General features: G+C 71.0%; 22 protein-coding genes. 9 read left to right on the forward strand and 13 right to left on the reverse strand.

The window, feature by feature from the left end; translation table 11 throughout:
- Positions 1 to 74: 74 nt before the first annotated feature.
- The 3 genes from L3Q65_RS07865 to L3Q65_RS07875 are packed head-to-tail and all read left to right on the forward strand — an operon-like array spanning position 75 to position 3,403.
- Positions 75 to 1,559, forward strand: coding sequence for an HAD-IIIA family hydrolase (locus L3Q65_RS07865; protein WP_237599205.1), 1,485 nt, complete (start codon positions 75 to 77; stop codon positions 1,557 to 1,559).
- Entirely contained in the window at positions 1,556 to 2,557 is a 1,002-nt protein-coding gene (locus L3Q65_RS07870) for a glycosyltransferase family 9 protein (RefSeq protein WP_237599206.1), read from the forward strand. Before L3Q65_RS07865 ends, L3Q65_RS07870 begins: the two co-directional genes overlap by 4 nt.
- Positions 2,558 to 2,578: 21 nt before the next feature.
- Complete coding sequence (locus tag L3Q65_RS07875) at positions 2,579 to 3,403, forward strand: SDR family oxidoreductase (RefSeq protein WP_237599207.1); 825 nt, start codon at positions 2,579 to 2,581, stop codon at positions 3,401 to 3,403.
- On the opposite strand, the gene L3Q65_RS07880 is transcribed toward L3Q65_RS07875, so the two are convergent.
- The 3 genes from L3Q65_RS07880 to L3Q65_RS07890 form a co-directional block, all read right to left on the reverse strand.
- The gene (locus L3Q65_RS07880; protein WP_237599208.1) at positions 3,400 to 3,810 is read right to left on the reverse strand and encodes a DUF4383 domain-containing protein; all 411 of its coding nucleotides are present in this window, start codon (positions 3,808 to 3,810) and stop codon (positions 3,400 to 3,402) included. The genes L3Q65_RS07875 and L3Q65_RS07880 overlap by 4 nt on opposite strands.
- Before the next feature lie 44 nt (positions 3,811 to 3,854).
- Positions 3,855 to 4,226: a hypothetical protein gene (locus tag L3Q65_RS07885; protein ID WP_312872123.1), complete on the reverse strand. Its 372-nt coding sequence runs from the start codon at positions 4,224 to 4,226 to the stop codon at positions 3,855 to 3,857.
- Positions 4,227 to 4,289: 63 nt separating this feature from the next.
- Positions 4,290 to 4,646 (reverse strand): hypothetical protein, encoded by a 357-nt coding sequence (locus tag L3Q65_RS07890; protein WP_182891624.1) that lies wholly within the window; start codon positions 4,644 to 4,646, stop codon positions 4,290 to 4,292.
- A gap of 72 nt (positions 4,647 to 4,718) precedes the next feature.
- Between L3Q65_RS07890 and L3Q65_RS07895 the strand changes: the two genes are divergently transcribed.
- The gene (locus L3Q65_RS07895; protein WP_182891623.1) at positions 4,719 to 5,093 is read left to right on the forward strand and encodes a DUF2267 domain-containing protein; all 375 of its coding nucleotides are present in this window, start codon (positions 4,719 to 4,721) and stop codon (positions 5,091 to 5,093) included.
- Positions 5,094 to 5,098: 5 nt separating this feature from the next.
- On the opposite strand, the gene L3Q65_RS07900 is transcribed toward L3Q65_RS07895, so the two are convergent.
- Positions 5,099 to 5,470, reverse strand: a complete 372-nt coding sequence (locus tag L3Q65_RS07900) for a metalloregulator ArsR/SmtB family transcription factor (protein ID WP_067584194.1) — start codon at positions 5,468 to 5,470, stop codon at positions 5,099 to 5,101.
- Between the two features lie 113 nt (positions 5,471 to 5,583).
- Here L3Q65_RS07900 and L3Q65_RS07905 point away from each other — a divergent pair, with 113 nt between their 5' ends.
- Positions 5,584 to 6,666, forward strand: a complete 1,083-nt coding sequence (locus L3Q65_RS07905; protein ID WP_237599209.1) for a cation diffusion facilitator family transporter — start codon at positions 5,584 to 5,586, stop codon at positions 6,664 to 6,666.
- Between the two features lie 38 nt (positions 6,667 to 6,704).
- Here the strand turns inward: L3Q65_RS07905 and L3Q65_RS07910 are convergent, their stop codons facing one another.
- The 3 genes from L3Q65_RS07910 to L3Q65_RS07920 form a co-directional block, all read right to left on the reverse strand.
- Positions 6,705 to 7,208 (reverse strand): LppA family lipoprotein, encoded by a 504-nt coding sequence (locus tag L3Q65_RS07910; protein ID WP_237599210.1) that lies wholly within the window; start codon positions 7,206 to 7,208, stop codon positions 6,705 to 6,707.
- 383 nt (positions 7,209 to 7,591) lie between these two features.
- Positions 7,592 to 8,065 (reverse strand): N-acetyltransferase, encoded by a 474-nt coding sequence (locus L3Q65_RS07915; protein ID WP_237599211.1) that lies wholly within the window; start codon positions 8,063 to 8,065, stop codon positions 7,592 to 7,594.
- 57 nt (positions 8,066 to 8,122) lie between these two features.
- Positions 8,123 to 9,733, reverse strand: coding sequence for an amidohydrolase (locus tag L3Q65_RS07920; RefSeq protein WP_237599212.1), 1,611 nt, complete (start codon positions 9,731 to 9,733; stop codon positions 8,123 to 8,125).
- Between the two features lie 247 nt (positions 9,734 to 9,980).
- Here L3Q65_RS07920 and L3Q65_RS07925 point away from each other — a divergent pair, with 247 nt between their 5' ends.
- The 3 genes from L3Q65_RS07925 (at position 9,981) to L3Q65_RS07935 (ending at position 12,783) form a co-directional block, all read left to right on the forward strand.
- Positions 9,981 to 10,889: a hypothetical protein gene (locus tag L3Q65_RS07925; protein WP_237599213.1), complete on the forward strand. Its 909-nt coding sequence runs from the start codon at positions 9,981 to 9,983 to the stop codon at positions 10,887 to 10,889.
- A gap of 111 nt (positions 10,890 to 11,000) precedes the next feature.
- Complete coding sequence (locus L3Q65_RS07930) at positions 11,001 to 11,900, forward strand: MBL fold metallo-hydrolase (protein ID WP_182891615.1); 900 nt, start codon at positions 11,001 to 11,003, stop codon at positions 11,898 to 11,900.
- Between the two features lie 76 nt (positions 11,901 to 11,976).
- Positions 11,977 to 12,783: a M15 family metallopeptidase gene (locus L3Q65_RS07935; RefSeq protein ID WP_237599214.1), complete on the forward strand. Its 807-nt coding sequence runs from the start codon at positions 11,977 to 11,979 to the stop codon at positions 12,781 to 12,783.
- Here the strand turns inward: L3Q65_RS07935 and L3Q65_RS07940 are convergent.
- From L3Q65_RS07940 to L3Q65_RS07955, 4 genes are all read right to left on the reverse strand, one after another.
- On the reverse strand, positions 12,780 to 14,558 hold the full coding sequence (locus tag L3Q65_RS07940) for a serine/threonine-protein kinase (protein ID WP_237599215.1): 1,779 nt from the start codon (positions 14,556 to 14,558) through the stop codon (positions 12,780 to 12,782). The two genes, L3Q65_RS07935 and L3Q65_RS07940, sit on opposite strands and share 4 nt — an antisense overlap.
- Positions 14,559 to 14,630: 72 nt before the next feature.
- Complete coding sequence (locus tag L3Q65_RS07945; protein WP_304504551.1) at positions 14,631 to 16,205, reverse strand: amino acid permease; 1,575 nt, start codon at positions 16,203 to 16,205, stop codon at positions 14,631 to 14,633.
- Between the two features lie 221 nt (positions 16,206 to 16,426).
- A complete protein-coding gene (locus tag L3Q65_RS07950; RefSeq protein WP_237599216.1) occupies positions 16,427 to 17,290 on the reverse strand; it encodes an aminoglycoside phosphotransferase family protein in 864 nt (287 codons plus the stop codon).
- Positions 17,291 to 17,417: 127 nt separating this feature from the next.
- On the reverse strand, positions 17,418 to 18,359 hold the full coding sequence (locus L3Q65_RS07955) for a LysR family transcriptional regulator (protein ID WP_182891610.1): 942 nt from the start codon (positions 18,357 to 18,359) through the stop codon (positions 17,418 to 17,420).
- A 106-nt stretch (positions 18,360 to 18,465) separates the two neighbouring features.
- On the opposite strand from L3Q65_RS07955, the gene L3Q65_RS07960 reads away from it, so the two are divergent.
- On the forward strand, positions 18,466 to 19,461 hold the full coding sequence (locus tag L3Q65_RS07960; RefSeq protein ID WP_237599217.1) for an amidohydrolase family protein: 996 nt from the start codon (positions 18,466 to 18,468) through the stop codon (positions 19,459 to 19,461).
- Between the two features lie 19 nt (positions 19,462 to 19,480).
- Here L3Q65_RS07960 and L3Q65_RS07965 read toward each other — a convergent pair whose 3' ends face one another.
- Positions 19,481 to 21,739, reverse strand: a complete 2,259-nt coding sequence (locus L3Q65_RS07965) for a protein kinase (protein ID WP_182891608.1) — start codon at positions 21,737 to 21,739, stop codon at positions 19,481 to 19,483.
- Positions 21,740 to 21,820: 81 nt separating this feature from the next.
- The gene (locus L3Q65_RS07970; RefSeq protein ID WP_182891607.1) at positions 21,821 to 22,858 is read right to left on the reverse strand and encodes a helix-turn-helix transcriptional regulator; all 1,038 of its coding nucleotides are present in this window, start codon (positions 22,856 to 22,858) and stop codon (positions 21,821 to 21,823) included.
- Positions 22,859 to 22,952: the final 94 nt, after the last annotated feature.

Below are 22,952 nucleotides of genomic sequence, written 5' to 3' on the forward strand. Positions count from 1 at the left end.
GCACCTCCTGTAGGTCGGTCGCGCTGCGGGTACCCCGGCGCACGCACTGTCATACGTTCCGTTTGCCTGCGCCGATGCGGGGTAAACCGGCGCGGGTGAACACTTTCCCGGACTACGCCGTGGTGATCCCGACGACCGGCCGCCCCGCGCTGCGGACCCTGCTGGACACGCTCGGCGCCGCCAAGGGCCCCGGCCCGGCCGAGGTGATCGTGGTCGACGACCGTCCACAAGGGACCGCGCTGGAGACGCCCGAGGGCGTCCGGGTGCTGCGGTCGTACGGGCGGGGCCCGGCGGCCGCGCGGAATGTCGGCTGGCGCGCGGCGAAATCGGACTGGATCGCCTTCGTGGACGACGACGTGGTCCTCGCCGCCGACTGGCCCGCCCGGCTGGTCGCCGACCTCGCCCGGCTGCCGCCGGAGGCCGCCGCGTCGCAGGCCAGGATCGTGGTTCCGTTGCCGGGCAACCGGAAACCCACCGACGACGAACGCGGCACCGCCGGGCTGGAAACGGCGCGCTGGATCACCGCGGACATGGCCTACCGGCGTTCGGCACTGGTCGAGTCCGGCGGTTTCGACGAGCGATTCCCGCGCGCGTTCCGGGAAGACTCCGACCTGGCCCTGCGCGTCGTGCTCAACGGACACCGCATCGAGCGCGGCGAGCGCGTCACGACCCATCCGGCGCGCCGTTCGGGGTTCTTCGCCAGCGTGAAAGCCCAGCGGGGCAACGCGGACAACGCGCGAATGCGGTACAAACACGGCGTCCTGTGGCGGCAGCGAACCGGCGCTGGCAGCGGAATGCTGGGACGCCACGCACTGACCGTCGCCACCGCCGCCGTCGCCGCGCTCGCGCCCCGGAAACGTCGCGTCGCCCTGGTGGCTTGGGCTGGGCTGACCGGCGCTTTTGCCGCACAACGCATCCGTTCCGGGCCGGCCGCGCCCGGCGAGATCGCGCGCATGCTCGTGACGAGCGCGCTGATCCCGCCCGCCGCCTGCTATCACCGGCTGCGCGGGGAAATCGCCGCCCGCCGTTCGCTGGCCCCGCAGGCCGTGCTGTTCGACCGCGACGACACGCTGATCCACGACATCCCGTATCTGGCCGATCCAGAACAGGTCCGGCCGGTCGACGGAGCGGTCGGCCTCGTGCGGCAACTCCGGCGGAAGGGCGTCCGGGTAGGCGTGGTGAGCAATCAGTCCGGAGTCGCGAAAGGACTGATCGAACCGGTTCAACTGACCGCGGTGAACGCTCGCGTGGACGAGCTGTTCGGCGAATTCGGCACCTGGCAGGTCTGCCCGCACGACGCCGACGACGGCTGCGGCTGCCGCAAACCGTCTCCGGAACTCGTCCGGCGGGCGGCGAAAGAACTGTCGGTCGACCCCTCGCGCTGCGTCGTCATCGGCGATACTGGCGCGGACGTCGAAGCCGGGCTCGCGGCCGGAGCGCGCGCCGTGCTGGTCCCGACCGCCCGCACCCTGCCCGCCGAGATCGACCGCGCGCGCCGGGAAGCGCTGGTGGCGCGAGATCTCGCGGATGCGTTGCGCCAAGCCGGAGTCGGCACGTGAAGCGCGTGGTCGTGGCCCGGCAGGACAATCTCGGCGACGTCCTGCTGGCCGGTCCGGCGATCCGGGCGGTCGCCGCGCGGGCCGAGCACGTCACGCTGCTGGCCGGGCCGCACGGCGCCGCTGCCGGGGAACTGCTGCCCGGCGTGGACGAGGTGCAGGTCTTCCGCGCGCCGTGGATCGACCCCGAACCGCCGCCGCTGACCCGCCCGTCGATCGACGCCCTCGCTGACCAGCTGACCGGCTTCGACGCGGCTTTCGTGTTCACCTCGTTCCACCAGTCGCCATTGCCGCTCGCGTTGGTGCTGCGCCTGGCCGGGGTGCCGTGGATCGGCGCGATCTGCGACGACTACCCGGGCAGCCTGCTCGACCTGCGCCACCGCGTACCGGGCGATCCGCCGGAAGCGCTGCGGATGCTGTCGCTCGCCCGAGCCGCCGGGTGCTCGCTGCCTCCTGGCGACGACGGGCGGCTCGCGATCCGCGGCCCGCTGCCGGAGGTCTCGGCGCTGACCGGAATCGGCGACTACGTCGTGGTGCACCCGGCAGCCTCGGTCCCGGCGCGCAGCCCCTCTTCGGTCCACAGCGGACGAATGGTGGACGCGCTCGTCCAGGCAGGACACCGGGTTGTCGTGACCGGCGCGAAACCGGAGGGGAGCACCGCCGACGTCGACCTGAGCGGCCGCACGACCCTGCTCGAACTGGCCGCGGTACTCGCCGGCGCCGAGGCCGTCGTCGCCCCGAACACCGGCCCAGCGCACCTGGCGGCGGCGGTCGGAACCCCGGTGGTGTCGCTGTTCGCGCCGGTGGTTCCCGCCGCGCGCTGGGCTCCGTTCGGGGTCCCGGCGGCATTGCTCGGCGACCAGCACGCGCCGTGCCGGGGAAGCCGCGCCCGGACCTGTCCGGTCCCCGGGCACCCGTGCCTGGACGGCATCGACCCGGCCGAAGTGGTGGCCGCGGTGGAGGAATTGGCCAAGCGGCCGAGCCGCCGGGCGACCGCTTGAACCGCAAGGAAAGGAGAGGACATGGTGGACCCAGCACCGCTGCCCGAGGAGACCGACGGACCGCGCACGGCCGTCGTGACCGGCGCGGATTCCGGCATCGGCCGGGCAGTGGCCGTCGCGCTCGCCGGCGGGGGAGTGGACGTCGGAATCACCTGGCACACCGACAAAACCGGAGCGGAGGAGACCGCCGCCGAGGCGCGGGAACAGGGCGCGGCCGCGCACGTGCGGCAGCTCGACCTGACCGACCTGCCGACCGCGGCGAGCGTCGTGGACGACCTCGCCGGCGAACTCGGCGGCGTCGACGTGCTGGTGAACTGCTCCGGGACCGGCAGCAGCGAACTCGCGATGGACATGGACTTCGACACCTGGCGCGGCGTCGTGGACGTCGACCTGCACGGCGTTTTCGTGTGCTCGCAACGCGCCGCGCGGCACATGATCGACGCCGGCCGCGGCGGCCGGATCATCACGATCACGAGCGTCCACGAACACGTGCCCCGCGTCGGCGCCGCTCCGTACTGCGCGGCGAAAGCCGGTGCGGGCGCGCTGACCCAGGTGCTCGCACTCGAACTCGCCGAGCATGGGATCACGGTCAACTCCGTGGCACCCGGCGAGATCTCGACCCCGATGACCGGCCAGACCGACGTCGACCCGCGTGAGCAGGACCGTCCCGGAATTCCCTTGGGCCGCCCCGGGCACGCCCGTGAAGTCGCCGCGGCGGTGGCATTCCTCGCCACCCCCGCGGCGGGGTACATCACGGGTTCGTCCCTGGTGGTCGACGGCGGGCTGATCCGCATGGGCGCGCAGGCCGGCACGGCCTTCCCGGACAACAGCTGGCGTCGGCCCTAAGCCCGTTCGCGGCTGCCGCCGAGCGCGACGGCCAACGCGATGAGCGCGGTCAGCCCGTGCAGCCAGTTGTCCGCCCAGTTGAGGTTCACCGGATCGTCGCGTGCGGTGCTGAACGCCGTCGCGAGTATCCCGTACGCGGTCAACCCGGTGAACGCGACGAACAGCACCCAGCAGTACGCGACCGCGCCGGAAAGCTTGCGTGCGGCCAAAACCCCGAGCAAGCCGAGTGCGGTGTGGACGATGTTCAGCACCGTGCTGGAACTGAACAGCCAGATCACGCGCGTGGTGTCGTGCCCGGCGTGCGCGGTTTCCGGCACGAAGAACCCGGCGATGCCGAGGACCAGGTAGACCAGCCCGAGCACGGCGACGACCGGACGGGCCCAGGAACGGGTGGTGACCGTCGGCATGGGTACTCCTTTCCGCAGCCGTACTTTTCCGTTGTCGCGGCGGGTTATTCCTCGCGAATCGACTTCGCGACGGAACCGCCCGCCTCGTCCGCCTGCTCGGCGGGATCCGGGTCCGACCGGCGCTGCGGGAGATCCTCGTCCGGGGCCACGGCCTTGGCCGCCTCGGCCCGGGCGAGCGTCTCGTCGTCGGGCGGGTTCGGCACGGGCTGGACGTCCGGGCGTTCCTCGGCGAGCCTGTTCCCGAGCGGCTCGCCTTCGCGCGCCTCGGCGGGGGTCGTGGCCTGCCGGGTCGCCGGGCTCCAGCGTTCGGCCGGTTCGACGCCTGCCTCCAACGGGTCGACCCGCAGTTCGTCCTCGTCGAGGGATTCGGACTGATCGAGCGTTTCGGGCTCAGCCGGATCGCTGTCGGCCATCATGCTCCCTTCTCGCTACAGCGCTTTCCTCGCCGGGTACCCGCGCGGAACGGGACAAAACCGGTGTCAGGCGGCAGCGAGATCGCGGATCGCGGTCTGCGCCTTCTGGATTTCCTGACCGACCAGGAGCGCGGTGAAGCGGGCGACCGAAATGCTGTGCGCGGCCGAGGCGACCGCGTCGCAGGCTTGCTGCGCGTCGCCCGAATGATGCCGCACGCGCCCGGCGAGCAGCGCTTCCTCGAGCTGGCCGGACAAATCGGGGAGGAGTTCGGAGAGGTCGTCGGCGAGGAGGCTCAGCAAGCCCAGCGTCCGGTACAGCTCCGAGGGGGATTCGTAGCCGCCGGCACCGGCTTCGCGACGGAGCCGGCGCAGCGCGGTCTGCGCCTGCTCGGCCGGTGCGGGAGACGTCGCTGAATGATCCATGGACCGCTGGTACCCGGTGGTAGTGCCGCTAACCGGGCGATTGCGGGCGGCTGCCCCGGGTATCCGGGAACGATGAACGAGATCGTCGAACTGATCCGGAGGCGGGCCTGCCTCGCGGACTCCCGCGACGCCGAACGGGTCGCGCACGCCGTGCTGCGGACGCTGTCCGAGCGGATCTCCCCGGAAGCGGCGGCAAGCCTGGCAGTGCGGCTGCCGGCTGAACTGGCCGACGTCCTGCGTCCGGGCGGCGGCAGCGGGGAACGCTTCGAACTGGAGGAATTCGTCGGACGGATCGCGCACCGGGCGGGCCTGAGGGATCCGGAGGCCGTGCACCGGGCCGGTGTGGTGCTGGACGTGCTGGGCCGCGAAACGGTGCAGGTGGCGGACGAGGTCTGGGACGTGCTGCCGGAACCGTTGCGGCACCTGGTCGAGGCCAAGGCCGCCTGACGGTCTCAGGCGTTCCGCATCCGGGGCCGGTGCGGCTGGGCGTCACCGCCGGGAATGTCGCGATCCACGTGATCGGCGTGATGCAGCGCCTGGGCCAGGAGTCCGCGCACGTGCTCGTCCGCGGCGGAGTAGTACACGAACGTCCCCTCGCGGCGGCCCTTCACCAGCCCCGCGAGCCGGAGTTTCGCCAGATGCTGGCTGACCGCGGTCGGCGCGGCTCCGGCCAGTTCGGCGAGGCAGGCCACCGACGATTCTCCCTGCAGCAGCGCCCAGAGCACCTTGATCCGCGTCGGGTCGGAGAGCAGGCGGAAGCTTTCCGCGGCCAGGTGGACCTGCTCGTCGGAGGGCATGTCGAAGTCCGGCAGGGAGGAGTGCATGCCCTGATGCTACCGTTCCTTCTGGGTTATCTGCGCATCTGCGCAGGTATGCTGGTAGTCGGCCGGCGCGTCCGCCCGGTCGCGTGCGGGTTTCGAGCATCCGGGAGTGGTCGATGGCAGAGCTGGGACGGGACCGTTCGCAGCCCGGCGACGGGCACGGGCATGGCGTTTCCGGCCCTGGTCACGGCCACGGGCATGGACACGGGCACGGGCACGGGCACGGGCACGACGAGCCAGCGACCTGGCGGCACCGCGTCAAGCACCTCCTCGCCCCGCACAGCCACGACAGCGCCGACCGCGTCGACACCGCCCTCGAAACCAGCCGACGCGGCATCCGGGCCCTGACCTGGTCGTTCGCCGCCCTCTTCGGCACCGCCGTCATCCAGCTGGCCCTGGTCGCGGTCACCGGTTCGGTGGCCCTCCTCGGCGACACCATCCACAACTTCGCCGACGCCCTCACCGCCCTCCCGCTGGGCATCGCCTTCGCGCTGGGCCGCCGCGCTGCGACCCGCCGCTACACCTACGGCTTGGGCCGCGCCGAAGACCTGGCCGGAGTCGTCGTGGTGCTGATCATCGCCGGTTCAGCCGCGCTGGCCGCGTACGAAGCGATCGACCGCCTGCTGCACCCGCACCCCGTGCAGCAGCTCTGGGTGCTCGCCGCGGCGGGGGCAGTCGGATTCGCCGGGAACGAACTCGTCGCCCGGTACCGCATCACCGTCGGCCGCGAAATCGGCTCCGCCGCCCTGGTCGCCGACGGCCTGCACGCCCGCACCGACGGCTTCACCTCGCTGGCGGTGGTGCTGGGCGCGGCCGGCGTCGCGCTCGGTTTCCCGGCGGCCGACCCGGTGATCGGATTGCTGATCACCGTCGCGATCCTGTTCGTCCTGCGCGACGCGGCCAAGGAGGTCTTCCGGCGGCTGATGGACGCCGTCGACCCGGCGACCGTAGAACTGGCCGAGCAAACAGCCGCGGCGGTACCCGGCGTGGAGGGCGTGCGCGAGGTCCGAATGCGCTGGATCGGCCACAGCCTCCGCGCGGAACTCGCCATCCAGGTCGGCAACACGCTCACTGTCGAGCAGGCGCACGAACTGGCGCACAGCCTGGAACACCGGCTGATCGCCGCGGTGCCCCGCCTGACCGCGGCGGCGGTGCACGTCGAACCGGCGATCGGGGCGGAGACCGTCCACCTCGGCTGATCGCGCATCGAGCCGGGCAAAGCTCTTGTGCCCAGCGGCTAGTACGTCAACCTCGGTGCCGGTGCGCCGCGCTTCTTGGCAGCAGCGGTGAGATGACAGCCGCTGCGCAGCAGGAGGGTGGTGTTCGCTGCGGTGCCGACGTTGAGTTCGGCTTCGTATTTGTCGCGGAGGACGACCTCGTGATCCCCAGGCCGGTCGACCGTGACTTGGCTGGTGTCGAAGCCGTACTCGGCGGCGAGATCGACCGGACTGCGTCTGACGTGCGCGGCCACTTGGCGTCGGGAATGTTGCCTTCGGCCGTCCAGTTCGGGAGGCCCTTGACCACCGCGTCGTCTGTGCGCAAGTCGGCGTTGACGGCGGCGAAATCGTTGCCGCAGGCCGATCCTCCCGCCTGATTCGTTGATCTGCCACGGCTTCAGGCCGGAGGCTGCAGTGGCGATGGCACCGCGGATGCGGCCGTACAGCTGTTCGTAGCGCGTGGTGGTCTGGTCGATGTCGGGGCGTTGGAGGAACTGGTCGAACTGCCGGGTTGTCTGGTCCACGGTCGCGTTCTCCGATGGCGCGTCCGGTCCGGTGCACCCGGCGAGCACCAGCAAGGCCAGTGCCAGTCCGGTCGCTGCCGGGCGGTGTTTGCGTGTCATGGGATGTCGCGGTTCCTTGTCATCGCGGGGGCGGCTGCGGGTACCGGCTGGGAGGTGTGGGAATCGGTTCGCCCGGCGCCGGCGGCGGGACCGGCACGTTCCACGGTTGCACGCGCCGAACGGCGAGGTCGGGAGGTCCCGCGACGACACTGGCCATGTTGTATTGGCTGGTGGAGTTCTCGTCGAGATATTGGCCGTGTTCGTGGGTGATGTGGTGGGGTCCGTCCGTGCCGGTGGTGTCTCCTGTGGACAGTTGCTGAATGTCGTATCTGACGCTGTAGGAGCTAGAGCGGCGCGTGCAACGTGAGTTCGAACGGGGAGAACCCGCGGCCGCGGTAGAAGCTGATGGCGGATTCGTTGGCCGCATACGCCGTGACGCTGGCTTGATTCGCGCCGCATTCCCTTGCCCAAGCGAAGAATTCTTCCGTCAGCGCCGTCGCGACACCGGTTTCGCGGTGTGCGGGGTCGACGCGCAGGCTTTCCAGCACGCCGGCCACCGCGCTCGGCCGGAGTGGGTCGGGGCGGCGGATTCGGCCGATCAGGTGGCCGATCGCGGAATTTGCGGGGGAGAGCGCCAGCAGGCACAGGGAATCGTTGCGGCGCACTAGTTCCGAGAAGTAGGCGGTACCTTCGCGGCGCGGCCAGCCGAGGTCCAGCTGCGGATCGCGCTGCCCGCCGTCCTCGGCGAACAGGGCGGTTGCCGAGGCGACGAGCTGCGGTACGGATTCGGGCGTGGCGCGGACGACGGCAGCGTTCATGGAGAAAACGCTAGCCGGTGCGATTTATCTTGCAAATATCGAGTTTCCGGCGATAAATCAGGCCGACCAGACCTGCTCCCCGCCGACCCACGTTTCCCGTACCGGCACCCGATCCAGCGCTTCCGGATCGGCCGCGAACGGATCCTCCGCCAGCACCGCGAAATCGGCCAGGAACCCCGGCGCGAGCTGGCCCTTGGTGGTCTCCTCCCCGGACGCATAGGCCGACCCCGTGGTGTAAACCCCGAGCGCGGCCTCCACGCTGATCCGCTGCGAAGGCCCGAACAACTCGCCGTCCGGGGCCCGGCGCGTCACGCAGCTGCGCAGTGCGTACAGCGGCGGGAACGGCCCGCACGGATGGTCCGACGAGCCGGCCACGGCGACTCCGGCGTCGAGCATCGCGCGGTGGGCGAACATGCGCTCGACCCGTTCCTCCCCGTAGTACTTGGTCAGTTTGTCCCCGTGCGCGGCGGCGTAGTTCGCGAACGGCACCGCGACCATGCCGTGCTCGCGCATGCGCTTCAGGATCTCGTCGTCGATGATGGAACAGTGTTCGATGCGGTGCCGGGGATCCTCGCGCGGGTTGGCGGTTTGGGCCTGGTCGACGGCGTCGAGGACCCGGCGGATCGCGCGGTCGCCGTTGGCGTGCACGCAGACCCTCCAGCCGGCGTCGTGCACGCGGCGCACGGTGTCGGCCAGTTCGGCGGCGCTGACGCGTTCCAAGCCGTAGCTCTCGGTGCCTTCGATGGGCTGCTCGACCAGGCAGGTCCCGCCGTTGACGGCACCGTCGGCGAAGGTCTTGACGCCGCCAAGGCGCAACCGGGTTTCGGGCGTGAGCGGGGTGTCGGGGAGGGCACGGAAGTAGTCGAAGTGGTCGTAGGCGGCGAGCGCGTTGACCCGGAGCGTGAGCTGGTTCTGGTCGGCGAGGTGGCGGAGGACCTGCCATTCGGTGCGGCCGACGAGTGCGTCGCCGACCGAGGTGATGCCGGCGGCGTGCAGAGCCGCTGCGTGCCGGGTGAAGGCGGCGGCCAGGACCTCGGTCGACGGGTCCCGCACGATCGTCGGGCGCGGGGTGAAGGCGGGAAACGCCAGGTCGTAGAGGGCTTGGTCGTGGATGACGCCGTCGAGGCGGCCGGCGGCGTCCCGGCCGAGGTGGCCGCCGGGCGGGGGTTCGCTGGAGTCGGCGAGGCCGGCGAGGGCGAGGCCGGGGGAGTTGACGACGCCGGCGTGCAGCGTCACGTGCACGACCAGGACCGGGTGGTCCGGGCAGGCTTCGTCCAGTTCGGCGCGGGTGAGTTCGCGGCCGCCGTTGCTGCGGAACGAGTCGTAGCCGCAGCCGATGACCCATTCGCCGGGCGGCGTCGCGGCGGCTCGTTCGCGCAAGGCCGCGGTGAGGTCTGCGGTCGAGCGGATCCGGGACGGCGAGAGGTCGACCTGCAAGGACTGCGCGGCGACGACGGTCGGGTGCTGGTGGGCGTCGTTGAAGCCGGGGATGACGGTGGCATCGCCGAAATCGTGCAGCTGCGCGGCCGGGAACTCGCCGCGCAAGTCGGCGACAGTGCCGTGCGCGACGATCCGTTCGCCGCGCATCGCGAAGGCCGGAGGTTCGGCGCCGGCCATGGTCACGATGCGCCGGGCGGTGACGATCTGCACGGATTCCGGTGCGGACACGAGGTTCCCTCCAGGGTCGACGGCTGACCGTACGGCGCTGTGTCCACAAAGGACGGTGTGGCCACGGTGCCGCACCGCCGATTCTAGGGGCGGGGCGGGCGCGGGCGCATCGCCGAAGCGGGTTGCGGCGATCGGGTGATCTAGGTCGCACCCGGGCGGACTGCGGAATGGGAACCGGCTCCGCGGCGGTGTATACGCTGGAAGAACCGGGCGTCCGGCCCGGCTCCCGCGGCGGCAGGAGGCTCGCATGTCCGGCATCGGTGGGGCGCGGGCCGCGCTCGGCGCCGCGGCCGAGCCGTGGGAGATCCAGGTCGGCCGCGACCTCGCCGACCGCCTCGACACGAAACCGCCTTCGCGCTGGTCCCGGCCGGGTGCGGCGGCGGAAGACCTCGCGGACCTGGTCGGCCCCGGCGAGGTGGTCCTGGCCCCGTCGGCGACCCGGCCGTCGGGCGACGGCGTGGTGTGGACGCCGGAACAGGCGCTGGGCGCGGGCGCGCGCGGGGTGGCGCTGTGGGTCGACGATCTGCCGTACCCGCGCATCGTCGGCGCGATCCCGTACCCGGAGCTGATCGCGGTCGAGCACGCGATGGCGGGGAAGCACTCGTGCCTGGTGCTAACCGGCGTTCGGGCGACACTGGTTTTCCGCTACCGCTCGTGGGCGTGGCCCGCGGTGGCCGACCTCGTGACGCACGTGCGGTCGCGCGCGCACCGTCCCGGCGCGCCGGAACCGGCGCACGCGGGCCCGCCTTCTCTCGGCTGGGAGCGGCTTCCCGTGTCGCCGCTGGTGGCACTGGGGCATCCCCGGCATACGCGCTGCCTCGGCGCGGAACCGGAACTCCCGCGACGCTGGCTGTGGCAGCGATCCCGGCCGGCGGCGTTCGTCGCGTTGACGCGGCAGGAGCTGGTGGTGGTCCGGCATGTGCTGGGCCGGCGGCCGCTGACCCATGGCGTGCAGTTGCTGGCGGTGGCGCGGAACCGCATCACCGGTCTTGGCGCGCGCGGCGATCAGTTGCGCATCGCGGCTTCGGCGGGCCGGTACGAGGTCGACCTCGGCGCCGAGCTGGCGGAGGAGGCGCGGTCGCGGTTCGAGCCCATGCTGCGCGCGGACGGGCGGCGGCGCGTGGTGCGGAAGGCGTCGAAAGCTCCGCAAACCTGACTGTCGCGGAACAAGATCCCGGACGAACGCTTTTTCCGGCGGGTTGTCACAAACCGGGCGGCCGTCCGGTCTTAGCCGACGATCTGGCTGTGCGACTCCCGAGGAGAACCTATGAGCTTGGCCCCTTCCGCCCGTCTCGACGAGGCGGTCCCTTCGCGGTACGCGCTGAAGGTCGGCGACATCGACGTGCTGGTGATCAGCGACGGGGTGCTGCCGATCACCGCCGAAACGCTGGCCACCAACGCCGACCGGGCCGATCTGGCCGCGTGGCTGCGCGAGATGTTCCTGCCGCCGGAGATGATCGACTGGCCGCTGAACGTCGCCGTGGTGCGCAGCGGCGGCCGGACGGTGCTGATCGATTCCGGCCTGGGAACCGAATTCCCCGGCTTCCCCCGCGCCGGGCAACTGGCGATGCGGCTCGTCGCGGCCGGAATCGACCCGTCGTCGGTGACCGATGTCGTGCTCACCCACCTGCACATGGACCACATCGGCGGCTTGCTCGTCGAGGGGCTCCGCGGCCGCCTGCGCGAGGATCTGCAGGTGCACCTCGCTTCGGCGGAGGCAGAATTCTGGCAGGCCCCCGATTTCTCGCGGACCGTCATGCCGGAGCCGATCCCGGAGGTGCTGCGCACGACGGCCACCCGGTTCCTCGACGTGTACCGCGGCCAGCTGCGGCCGTTCGAGACCGAACACGAGGTGGCGCCGGGCGTACGCATCTGCCGTACTGGTGGACATACTCCCGGCCACAGCATCGTCCGGCTGGAGTCCGGCGGCGAGCGGCTCACCTTCGCCGGTGACGCGGTGTTCCAGCCCGGATTCGAGAATCCGGACTGGTACAACGGTTTCGAGCACGACCCGGAGGAATCGGCACGCGTCCGGGTCCGGCTGCTGAAGGAGCTGGCGGCCAGCGGCGAGCAGCTGGTCGCGACGCACCTGCCGTTCCCGTCCGTCTGCCACGTGGCGGTCGCGGGCAACGCGTTCCGTTTCGTGCCGGCTGTCTGGGACTACTGATCCGGACCTTCCCCGGGTGCGGCCTTGTGTCCGCACCCGGGGACTTCAGCGCGATCTTGTGGTAAGCAATCCGGCTATGCGCGGAAAGATGATGCGCGGCCTTGCGGTCGCCGCGATGAGCCTGCTGACCTGTCTCGTCGCCGCACCGCCGGCGCCGGCCGCACCGGAGGTGAAGGCGCCGCCCGAATTCGTCGCCTTGCGTGACGTCGACCCGACCATCGTGCAGGAGATCCGGTACAGCACGCCGCACAACTTCACCGGCGCGCGGGTCGACGGCTACCGGCAGCCGATGTGCATCCTGACCCGGGCCGCCGCTGCCGCCCTGCACAAGGCGCAGTTGTCGTTCCTGCGCCGGGGTTACACGCTGAAGGTCTACGACTGCTACCGCCCGCAGCGCGCGGTCGACAACTTCGTGCGCTGGGCCGAGGATCTGTCCGATCTGCGGATGAAGGCCGAGTTCTACCCGCGCGTGGAGAAGGACCGCCTTTTCGCGGACGGCTACATCGCGGCGAAATCCGGCCACAGCCGGGGAAGCACGGTCGACCTGACCCTCGTCCGGCTTCCGGCGCTCCCGACGCGGCCGTACCGCCCCGGCGAGCCGCTGACGCCGTGCTACGGCCCGAAAGCCGAACGATTCCCGGACAACTCGCTCGACATGGGCACCGGTTTCGACTGCTTCGACACCCTCGCGCACACGCTCGACCCGCGGATCGCCGGCAAACAGCGGGAGAACCGGATGCTCCTGCTGCGCGGACTGGAACGGGCCGGGTTCAAGAACCTGCCCGAGGAATGGTGGCACTACACGTTCCAGCCGGAGACGTTCCCGGACACCTACTTCGACTTCCCGATCTCGCGGCGGTCGCTGAGCTGCCGTCCGTTCTAGGGCAGGCGGGCCGCGACGGTCGCGGCGACGGATTTCGCTGTGTCGCAGACGGCGGCGAGGTTGCCTTTGTTCGCTTCGTCGGTGATCTCGACCAGCACGACCTCGTCTCGTTGTTGCGGTGTGCCTTCGAGCGAGGGGAGTGCTGGCGAATAGGTGCGGTAGACGACGGTGACGTCGCACGTGTCGCCTTCGCGCTCGTGCGGATCGACGTACGCGAGGCGTCCGCCGGCGGTCGTGCGCGTCTGGCCGTCCGGCGGGTCCTCGGCCAGCGGCCACTGGCGGTCGTAGTAGAGGTCGACCGACTTCGCGTCGTGTCCCCACGAGCAGGCCCAGTTCGCGAAATGCCGGTCGACCGGATAGTCCGGCCCGACGGTCCGGCGGAGCGTGGCGTCGTCGACCAGCGTGCAGGCGTCCGTGCGCGCCAGCGAACCCGGCTGGAACGGCTGGGCCCGGCGGGCGACCGGGCCGCGGGCGACGCGCGCGTAGGCGTCCCCGACGACGGCGTCCGCCATCGCGCACAGTTGCGGAGCGGCCGCGCCGTCCGAGCGGACCGAACTCACCGTGACGACCGAGAGGTCCGGCAGCGTGAAGGAACGACGGCATTTCCCGGCGTCGGGATTCGGCCGCCGGATCTCGCCGAGCTGTCCCCGGACCGGCGGCACCTGCGGGTACTGCTCCGGTTCGGACAGTTCCAGACTGGTGACAACCGTTCCGCCGCGGTCGGGCAGGGTCGTGTTCAGGTCGCACCGCGCGAAGGCGCCGAGGTTCGGTTCGAGGAACGCCTTGCCGTACTGGCTCAGGGAATTCACCGACAGCAGCGAGCACGGATCGGCGGTGCGCGGGTCGCCGATCAGGTCTTGTGCCTGCGGTGCGGCGGTCGCCTTCGCGGGCGGGGCGTCGTCGCGGGCGAAGACGAGAAACCCGGCGGCCAGAAGGACAACCGCGCCGATGACTGAGCCGATGACCATGCGTCGCTTGGGTTTCTTCGCGGCTTGCGGCACCGGCGCACCGCGCAGCAGGGCCTCGGCCTCGGCCGCAGTCGGGCGTTTCCCCGGCTGACGGCTGAGCATCGCCCGCACAGCGAGCCCACGAGCGTTGCGCAGCGGCTCGGGAGTCCCTTCCGCGGCCCGGCGCAGCTGCGCGAACGGCCCGTTTTCCGCGCTGCCCCAAGGAGAACCGCCCTCGACAGCCGCGAACAGCGTCGCCCCGAGGGAGAAGACGTCCGACGCGGCGGTGGCTGCCTCGCCGTTCGCGACTTCCGGCGCGAGGTACCCGGCGGTGCCGCCGACGCGGGCGCTGCCGGTGAGCGTGACTTCGTGGCCGCGGGAGATGCCGAGGTCGGCGAGTTTGGCGGTGCCGTCGCCGGCGACCAGGACGTTGCCCGGGGTGAGGTCGCGGTGCACCATGCCGCGGGCGTGCATCGCGGCGAGCGCGGACGCGATCTGCGCGCCGATCGCCGCGGCTCGTCCCGGAGGCAGGACACCGTCGGTGCGCACGATCTCGGCCAAACTGCGCGCCGGGAGGTACTCCATGACGAGCCATCGGTCGGCGCCGTCGGAAACGGAGTCGTACACCGCGACGATGTTCGGATGCTGCAGCGCCGCGCCGAGCCGGGCCTCGCGGCGGATCTGCGGTTCGTCGCCGTCGAGCGACCGCTTGAGCGCGACCGTCCGGCGAAGTTCCAGGTCGCTCGCCCGCCAGACGACCCCCATCCCGCCGGCTCCGAGGCGTTCCTCGAGCCGGTAACGCCCGGCGATCACCTGCGGAGCAGCCACCGCGACAGCCTAGAGCGCGCTTCCCCGGGCTGCCCGCCGACCGCTTCGCTCCCGCACCCCCGGCAGCGGGCCTCAGCTCTCCTTCGCCGCGCTCTTGCCCAGTTGCCTGCGCACCAGCGGCCAGAACGCCGCGATCACCACCAGCGACACGATGCTGGTCCACACCTGGGTGCGGGCGGAATCGTCGGTCAGCAGCATGACCACGATGATCGCCACGACGCCGAGGACGGTCAGGATGCCGAGCCACGGATGCAGCCACATCTTGAGCTTCAGCCCGGCGCGTTCCTCCGGCGTCATCTTGTGCCGCATCCGCATCTGGGTGAACGCGATGAACGAGTACACGAACAGCGCGACGAGGCCCGCGGAGTTCATGATGAAGTCGAAGATGCCGGAGTCGGGCGCGACGAAGTTGACGAACACCGCGATGTACCCGCCGATCGTGCAAGCCACCACCGCGACGGCGGGCACGCCGGACTTGCTCTTCTTCGCCACCACGCGCGGGGCCAGCCGCTTCTCGGCGAGCGCGGAGAACATCCGCCCGGCGGAGTAGAGCCCGGAATTGAGCACCGAACACGCGGCGGTGAGCACGACCGCGTTCATCACCAGACCGGCTCCGGGCAGCCCGAACAACGTGAAGGCGTGCGCGAACGGCCCCTCCTGCTTGGGATTCGGCAGCTGGTTCCACGGGACGATGGTGACGATCAGCAGCACCCCGCCGACGAAGAACAGCAGGATCCGCCAGATCACCGTGACGACGGCCTGCCGCACGCCCTTCGCCGGATCCTCGGACTCGGCCGCGGCCATCACCGCGATCTCGGTGCCGAAGTAGGAGAAAATCACGATCGCGACGCCGCTGAGCACCGGCCACCAGCCGTTCGGTGCGAACCCGCCGTGCTGCCAGAGGTTCGGGATCGAGAAACTGGCCTTCGGCCAGAGCCCGAACGCGAACAGCGCGCCGACCGCGAGGAACACGATGATCGCGGCGACCTTGATGCTCGCCAGCCAGTACTCGACCTCGCCGAACGACCGCGCCGACACCAGGTTCGTGCTGGTGAAGAACAGCAGCAGCACCACCGAGAACACCCACTGCGGGACGTCCGGGAACCACCCGCCGAGCACCGACCCGCCGACGACCGCCTCGAACGCGATCACGCCGATCCAGTAGTACCAGTACAGCCATCCGACGAGATATCCCGCCCATTCCCCGAGCCCGGCCCGGGCGTACTCCATGAACGACCCGATCGCCGGCCGTGCGGCGGCCATCTCGCCGAGCATCCGCATCGCGAGGAAGACGAGCAGGCCGCCGATGAGGTAGGAGACGACGGCCGCGGGCCCGACCGCGCGGACGACGTTGCCGGAGCCGACGAAGAGACTGGCCCCGATGATCCCGCCGAGGGCGATCATGGTGATGTGGCGGGAACGGAGCTTCTTGGGGTCGCTGGCCGCGCTCGCCTTGGGTGCGGCTGTCTCGGCTGAGGCGGCCTTGCCTGAGTTTGCCGTGGCTTCGCCTGAGGCCGTCGTGCCCGGGGCGGCGCCGGACGGGGTCGCTGTGCGTGCGGTTGTCTCGGCTGGGGCCGCCTTCCCCGCAGCCGCCTCGCCCGGCGTGCCCGGGCTTTCCTTGCCCTGCCCGGTGATCCGATCAGCCATCGATCGATCTTCCTCTCGTCCAGCCGTGCCGGCCCGGCAGGCAACGATGTCGGAACCGGCCGTGGAGCCGGGCCTCGCTCACGCGGGACAGTCTGCGGCCGCCGGGTCCGTCGAGGCTAGGTGCGACAGGGGGCGGATGCCGGGCGAGAAAGTTGTCGATCATCCGAATGGAGCAGCAGTGTGCGCCGGATTTGCCGGGTATCGGCGAGCTGGGCGCCGAATCAGGCGCGCTGGAAGTCCGCCAGCGTCTCCCTGATCTGGTATCCCGTGCTCGCGGCCACCCGCGGATTCGTTGCCGCATAAGCGGTGTACGCGTTGAGTCCGGTGCTCAACGCGTATCCGCGCCCGCGCGTCCAGCTGTCCTCGTCGAGGCCCGACTCGGCGCGAAAGACCTCTCGCGCCGAAGGCGGGAGCAGTGTCCACGCGATCAGCGCGTCGCAAGCCGGATCGCCGACGCCGAGCCCGCCGAAGTCGAGGACGGCGCTGATCTGTCCGTCCGCCAGCAGGAGGTTGCCCGGATGAAGGTCGCCGTGCACCCACACCGGCGGATGCGGCCACGGCGGTGCCGCGAGCGCGGCCTCCCAGACCGCGGTCAGTGCGGCGCTGTCGAAGACATCGGCGGTCTCGGCGATCGCGACGCGGGTTCCGGTGTCCCGGCGCGCGAGCGGTGTGCCGATGAACCCGTTGTGCGGTCCGGCAGCGAGCGAGGCGTCGGCTGGGATCCGGTGGAGGGCCGCGACGAACCGGGCCAGTTCGCGCGCGATCCGGTCCGGGCAGGCGAGCCCGCCGATTTCCGGGGGCGAGCCCGGCAGCCAGCGAGAGACCGACCAATGCCACGGATATCCCTCGCCCGGCGAGCCGAGCGCGACCGGCTCGGGAATCGCCACCGGCAGATGCGGCGCGAGCCGGGGGAGCCACCGGGATTCCTTCTCCGGCTGCCCCGCCGCCCATTCGCCGCGCGGCAGGCGCACCGACAGTTCGTCCCCGAGCCGGTAGATGACGTTGTCCGAACCGGCCGGGTCGAGCCGCGAGAGCGGGAGGGCGGCCAGTTCGGGCAGCTGAGCGGCCAGGAGGCGCCTGACCACGGCTTCGTCGGCGAAGTGCGTTGCGGGCAAAGGCAAGTCTCTCGGTCAGGCGCCCCGCGGACCAGGACGCTCGCCTCGATCAGACCACGCCGTCCGGCGCCCGTCTAACGGATTTCGCTCACTGTCCTCAGGAGCTTCCCCCGGGCGAGCGTGGTGAACCACCCGGCGCACGCGATGCGGTTTCCGGCCGAAGCGCCGACGGTTGCCGGCAGGCGCGGACGAAAGCGGCCACTGCCGGCACCGGTTCGGTGCTGCGGTGCAGCAAGTGGAAGTCGGTCGCACGGCCGGGTTCGGCCAGCGGCCGGTACACGACTTCCGGGACCGCGGCCCGTTCCACGCCCGCCGGGACCACCGCGATGCCCACCTTCGCGGCGATCAGCGCCAGCACGCTCAGCGTGCTGTCGGCGCGAAAACGGGACGGCGGGTCCGCCTCGCGCCGGTGCGGCCACGGCGGAGTGAGGTCGCCGTCGCCGGTGATGTACTCGATGTGTTCCTCCCCGGCGAGCTGCTCGACGGTCAGCGTCCGGTGCCGGCCGAGGCGGTGCCCGGCGGGCAATGCGACCAGAAACGACACCGAGCTGGCCGGAGCCGAGGCCAGGCGGGGTTCGCCGGGCGGAGCCGGGAGCGCGCTGAACCCGACGTCCAGTTCGCCGGCGAGGATCGCGGTGCGCTGAACCTGCGGCCCCGCCTCCCGCAACTCGATCCGGACCAGCGGACGCGCCTCGTGGAAATCGCGGATCAGACCGGCCAGGAGGCCGCCGAACACCACGGCGCCCGCCACGCCGATCCGGACGCTCCCGGTCTCCCCGCGCAAGGCGGACCGCGCCGCGTCCTGTGCGCGTTCGGCCTGGGCGAGCACTTGCCGCGCTTCGATCAGGAACGCCTGGCCTGCCGGGGTGAGCCGGGGCCGCCGTCCGGCGCGGTCGAACAACGGCCCGCCGAGTTCGTGCTCCAGGTCCCGGATCTGCATGCTCAACGTGGGCTGGACGACGTGCAGCGTGCGCGCCGCCGCGCTGAACCCGCCCTCCTCGGCCACCGCGACGAAGTAGCGCAGGTGCCGCAGCTCCATCCCGTCTCCTATCAGCAGAACTGATCAGTGAATCAGAAACAAGTGTTTGAGCTTATCGCTTGCCTGGGGCCATCGTGGAGAGACAGACCGACGAACAGGGGCAGCGATGCGGATTGTCACGCTCGAAGAACACTGGACCGACCCGGCGGTGACCGCCGCCGGCATGCCGAACCTGCTGAAACACGTGCCCGGGTACGCCGCGGCGTTCGACCCGGACACCGGGATGCCGTACCCGCGCCGTCCCGATCTCCTGGAGGACCTGGGCGCCGCCCGGATCGCCGACATGGACCGGCACGGCATCACCACGCAGGTTCTCTCGCTGGTCAACACTTTCCTTCCGGCGGAGGTCGCACCGGAACTGACCGCCGCGGCCAACGACACCATGGCCGAGGCGGTCGCGGCGTTCCCCGGCCGGTTCGCCGCGTTCGCCGCCCTGCCGACGGCCGTCCCCGCCGCCGCGGCGGACGAATTGCGCCGGTGCGTCGGCGAACTGGGCTTCGTCGGCACGATGATCATGGGGCGCACCGACGACGAATTCCTGGACCAGCCGCGCTTCGACCCCATTCTGCGCGCCGCCAGCGACCTGTCCGTGCCCATCTACCTGCACCCGGCCCCGCCGCCGGCGGCGGTCAGCGAGGCCAGCTATGCGGGCGGGCTCTCGCCGGCGGTGTCGGCGGCGTTCCGGCTGCCCGCGTGGGGATGGCATCAGGAAACCGCCGTGCACTTCCTGCACCTGGTGCTCGCCGGGGTCCTCGACCGCTATCCGGGCCTGCGGTTCATCCTCGGCCACTGGGGCGAACTCGTCCCGTTCTACCTCGACCGGCTGGACGAGACCATGCCGCGGCGGATGACGAAGCTCGACCGGACTTTCCGCGAGTACTTCCGGGACAACGTGTTCATCACCCCGAGCGGCATGTTCAGCCAGGCCCAGCTCCGGTACTGCGCGGACACGGTCGGCGTCGACCGGATCCTTCACTCCGTCGATTTCCCGATGCTCGGCAACGAGGGAGCGGTGTCCTTCCTGACCGATTCGCATCTTTCCCGCGAGGATCAGGAAAAAATCGCCCACGGAAATGCCGACGCGCTGCTCGGCCTCGGCTGATTCGTTTCGCGGCCGAGGGTCAGTGCGGCTGGGAGAGGTCTCCCGGACGGAAGGCCTCCGCGGTAGTGCTCACCGGCGCGTCGAGTTCGGCTTTGTGCTCGCGCGGATAGACCCAGCGCAGTGTCGCCGTCGACCCGGGGCCGGAGAAACCTATCTCGTAGAAGATCATTCCGTCGCTTTGATAGCCGGAAATCGAATAGTGGTCGCCTTCGTCCTTGCGGTAGGTCACCCGGCCGGACTGTGCTTCCGTCTCGGCGGCCGCGTCGGCCAGTGCGGCGGCGACAGTGCGGCCGCCTGAGTTGGTGCCCCAGACGGTCATGGTCGCGTGGAGTGGCTTGTTGGCGAACGTCATTCCGTCGCCGTTTTCCGGGCTGTACGGTGCCGCGGTATATCCCCGGGGAACGCGTGTGGTGAAGCCGAACCGGGGGTTGGTGTAGGTGGTGCTGGCCGCCGGAGCAGACGAAGACGGCGTCGAGGGCGCCGGGGAAGCCGCTCCGACGCCCAGCATTGTCAGGAATTTCGGTTGCAGCAGGTCGCTGATCTCGGAATAGGGGAGGACGACCGTTTCTTTTCCGGCCGCCATGATGCATCCCAGTTCGTACCACACCATTTCGAACTGGACCCCGGTCTTGGTGAATCCGATCGGCGGCGCGGGCACGTGCCCGCGGCTGGGCACCCGGTCCGCCGCGTCGACGGTGGTTTTCCGGCCGGTGTCGTAGCCGACGGTCGGCTCCCGGCAAAAACCGGCCTGGGTGTGCGGGTCGATGCGGTCGGTCAGCGTTTTCATCCCGGCCGCGGTCAGCGCTTCGGGCCGGAACATGTCCTGGGGGCCGAGCGGGTTCCCGGTGGCGAGGTCGACGTTCACGGTTTCCGGGAAACGCCAGGTCGTGTGCCCCAGCACCTGCGAGTCGAGACCGTGGTCGTAGCGAACGGAAAGCAGGCTCGGCGTCTGCAGCAAGATCTGCGCGGTCGTGTGCGCCGCGGGCGTGTCCCCGGTGTCGGTGAACTGCTGCCGCCAGTCCGGATTGGCGCGTGCGTCGCGGATGGCCTTCAGCCGCTTGTCGATCGGGGCGCGCAAAGCGTCGTTGATGCGTTTCCGCACCGCGGCGTCCGGTCCGCCGGACACTTGCGGGTACTGGAGGTCGTAGGTGATCGGGAGGGCTTGGTCGCGTCCGAAATCGGTTTGGATCGCCACCGTGAGCGCCGCGGGCGCGGGCGGATCGTCCTGGCGGTTGAAGACCAGGATCCCGCCGGTGACGAGCGCGCCGACGACCACCAGCACCGCGACGACCTTGCCGACGATCACCGCGGTCGCCCCGGCCCCGGTGCCCGTGGCAACAGGAGCCCCGGCCGCGACGGCGCCGGCGCCCGCGCCGATCGGCGCGGCGGCGGTTCCGGCGGAGGCCAGCAGCGCCAGCGGGGTGAGCGCGGTCAGCGCCGCGGACGCGGCGGCCAGGCGCTTCCAGCCGCGTTTCTCCCAGTCCTTTCCGTAGGCCTTGCGGGCGACGGTTTCCAACTCGGACACGAAGGCGTCCGCTGTGGACGGTCGCCACGCCGGGTCTTTGGCCATCCCGCGCGCGATCAGCGGACGGAGTTTCTCGGGCACCGCGTCCAGCGGCACGGGCGCCATCTGGTGCAGCGAGCGCAGTTCGTCGGTGGTGGTCGCCTCGAACGGCTGGTGCCCGGTGATGCATTGGTAGAACACGCAGGTGGCGGCGTACACATCGGTGGCGGGCCGGCCCGGTTGCCCAGCCCACTGCTCGGGCGCCATGTACGACGGGGAACCGGCGGTCAGTCCGTTGCGTCCGTCCAAAGTGGCCAGTCCGAAGTCGACCAGTTTCGACTGGCCTTCCCGCGACACCAGCACGTTTCCCGGCTTGTAGTCGCGATGGACGACTCCGGCGGCGTGCGCGTCGGCGAGACCGAGGAGCGAGCCCTTCAGAATGGCCAGCGCGGATTCCGGGGCGAGGACGTTCTCCGCCGCCAGAAGCGCGCGCAGGGACACGCCGGGCACGGCCTCCATCACCAGCGCGGCGCCCTGCGGCGTTTCGACGAAGTCGAACAACTGCACGACGTGCGGGCTTCGGACGCCGGACAGCAGCCATGCCTCGCGGCGGAACCCGGCCGCGATGTCCGGGTCGGCGAGGTACTCCGCGAGCAGGTACTTGATCGCCACCATCCGGCCGGATTCCTGGTGCTTGGCCAGCACGACGCGGCCGAAGCCGCCCACGCCGAGCACGTCGACCTCCGTGAACCCGGGCACCCGCCAGTCGCTCATCCCCGCCGCTTCCCCTCTCCGCGAGGCCGGTCGCGGTCGGCGAGATCGTACTCCGGAAATGTGGCACCCGGAGTGGAGTTGTCACATTTGTGCCTCGGACGTGGGATCGGAGCCTGGACGCACATCCTGGCGCCGATGCGTCGGCGAGCCAGGGCTCAGGAGGCGGATTCCTTGCTCGGTGGTGCGGTAGAGAACCGCGCGGCCGGACCGCTGCCCGGCGACCAGGCCGCTGTCGCGCAGGACCCGGAGGTGCTGCGAAACCGCGCTCGGCGACACGTGCAGGGCCTCGGCGAGGTCAGTGGTCGTGGCGGGGGAGCGCAGTGTCTCCAGCAGTTCGGCGCGCCGTCGCCCCAGAAGGCGGACCGCGTTCCCGCCGGGACGTCGCTCGGCGGCTGTCCACAGTGCACCGCTGCCTCGCGCTGGGTAGCGGATCGTGGTCTGGGTGGTGGTGTGCAGTTTGATCATCACCCACGGCGGACCGAGCACGACGGGGGAGAGGACCAGCCCGCCGGCGGGGCGTCCGGGCGAGGGACGGTGGTCGCCGTCGAGGGTCAGGCGGCCGTCGTGCCAGTTCAGTCCGGCGTGCAGGTCGGTGAACAGGCGGGCCGCGCCGCCGTCGGCCCATTGTTTGGCGCGGTAGGCGATGTCGGCGTCGAGGACAGCGCGCAGCCGGGCCCAATGCGGTGCGATCAAACGGTCGTGCGCTTGACGTAATTCGGCGGCGACGGCGCGCAGCCCGGCCTCGGGGTCGTCGGCGAGCGCTTGGGCGGGGACGGGCAAGTGCTCGCCGAACACGCCGCGCAGGCTCCGCCGGACTTGGCTCGGGGTGGTCCGGCACATCGCGGCGAGCGCCTCGTCGATCGTGCTCGCCGCGCGGGCCGGGGCGGGCAGCAGGAACTGCGGCCAGCCGGCCCGGCCGGTGACGAGCAGCGGCCAGGTCCGTGACAGGTCCAGCGGCCGGGCGGCGAGTTCTCCGGCGGCCCAGCGGGTCCAGTGTCCATGCCGCGGGCCCCAGCATCCGGCCAGGGTCTGCAGACCGGAAACGGTTTCGGACAGCGGCGAGACGGCGAGCCTGGTGCCGGCCAGGTCGCCGGTGCTCAGTTCGAGAGTGAGCGGCACGTCGCGATTATGCGGCAGAAGGCGGGTGTGCGGGCGCAATGCCCGGGCCTGGGTCGCGAGGGGAGCCCTGACGGAATCAGTTCCGTCAGGGCTC

This window comes from Amycolatopsis sp. FU40, from assembly GCF_021903635.1.
GTDB classification, from domain to species: Bacteria; Actinomycetota; Actinomycetes; order Mycobacteriales; family Pseudonocardiaceae; genus Amycolatopsis; species Amycolatopsis dendrobii.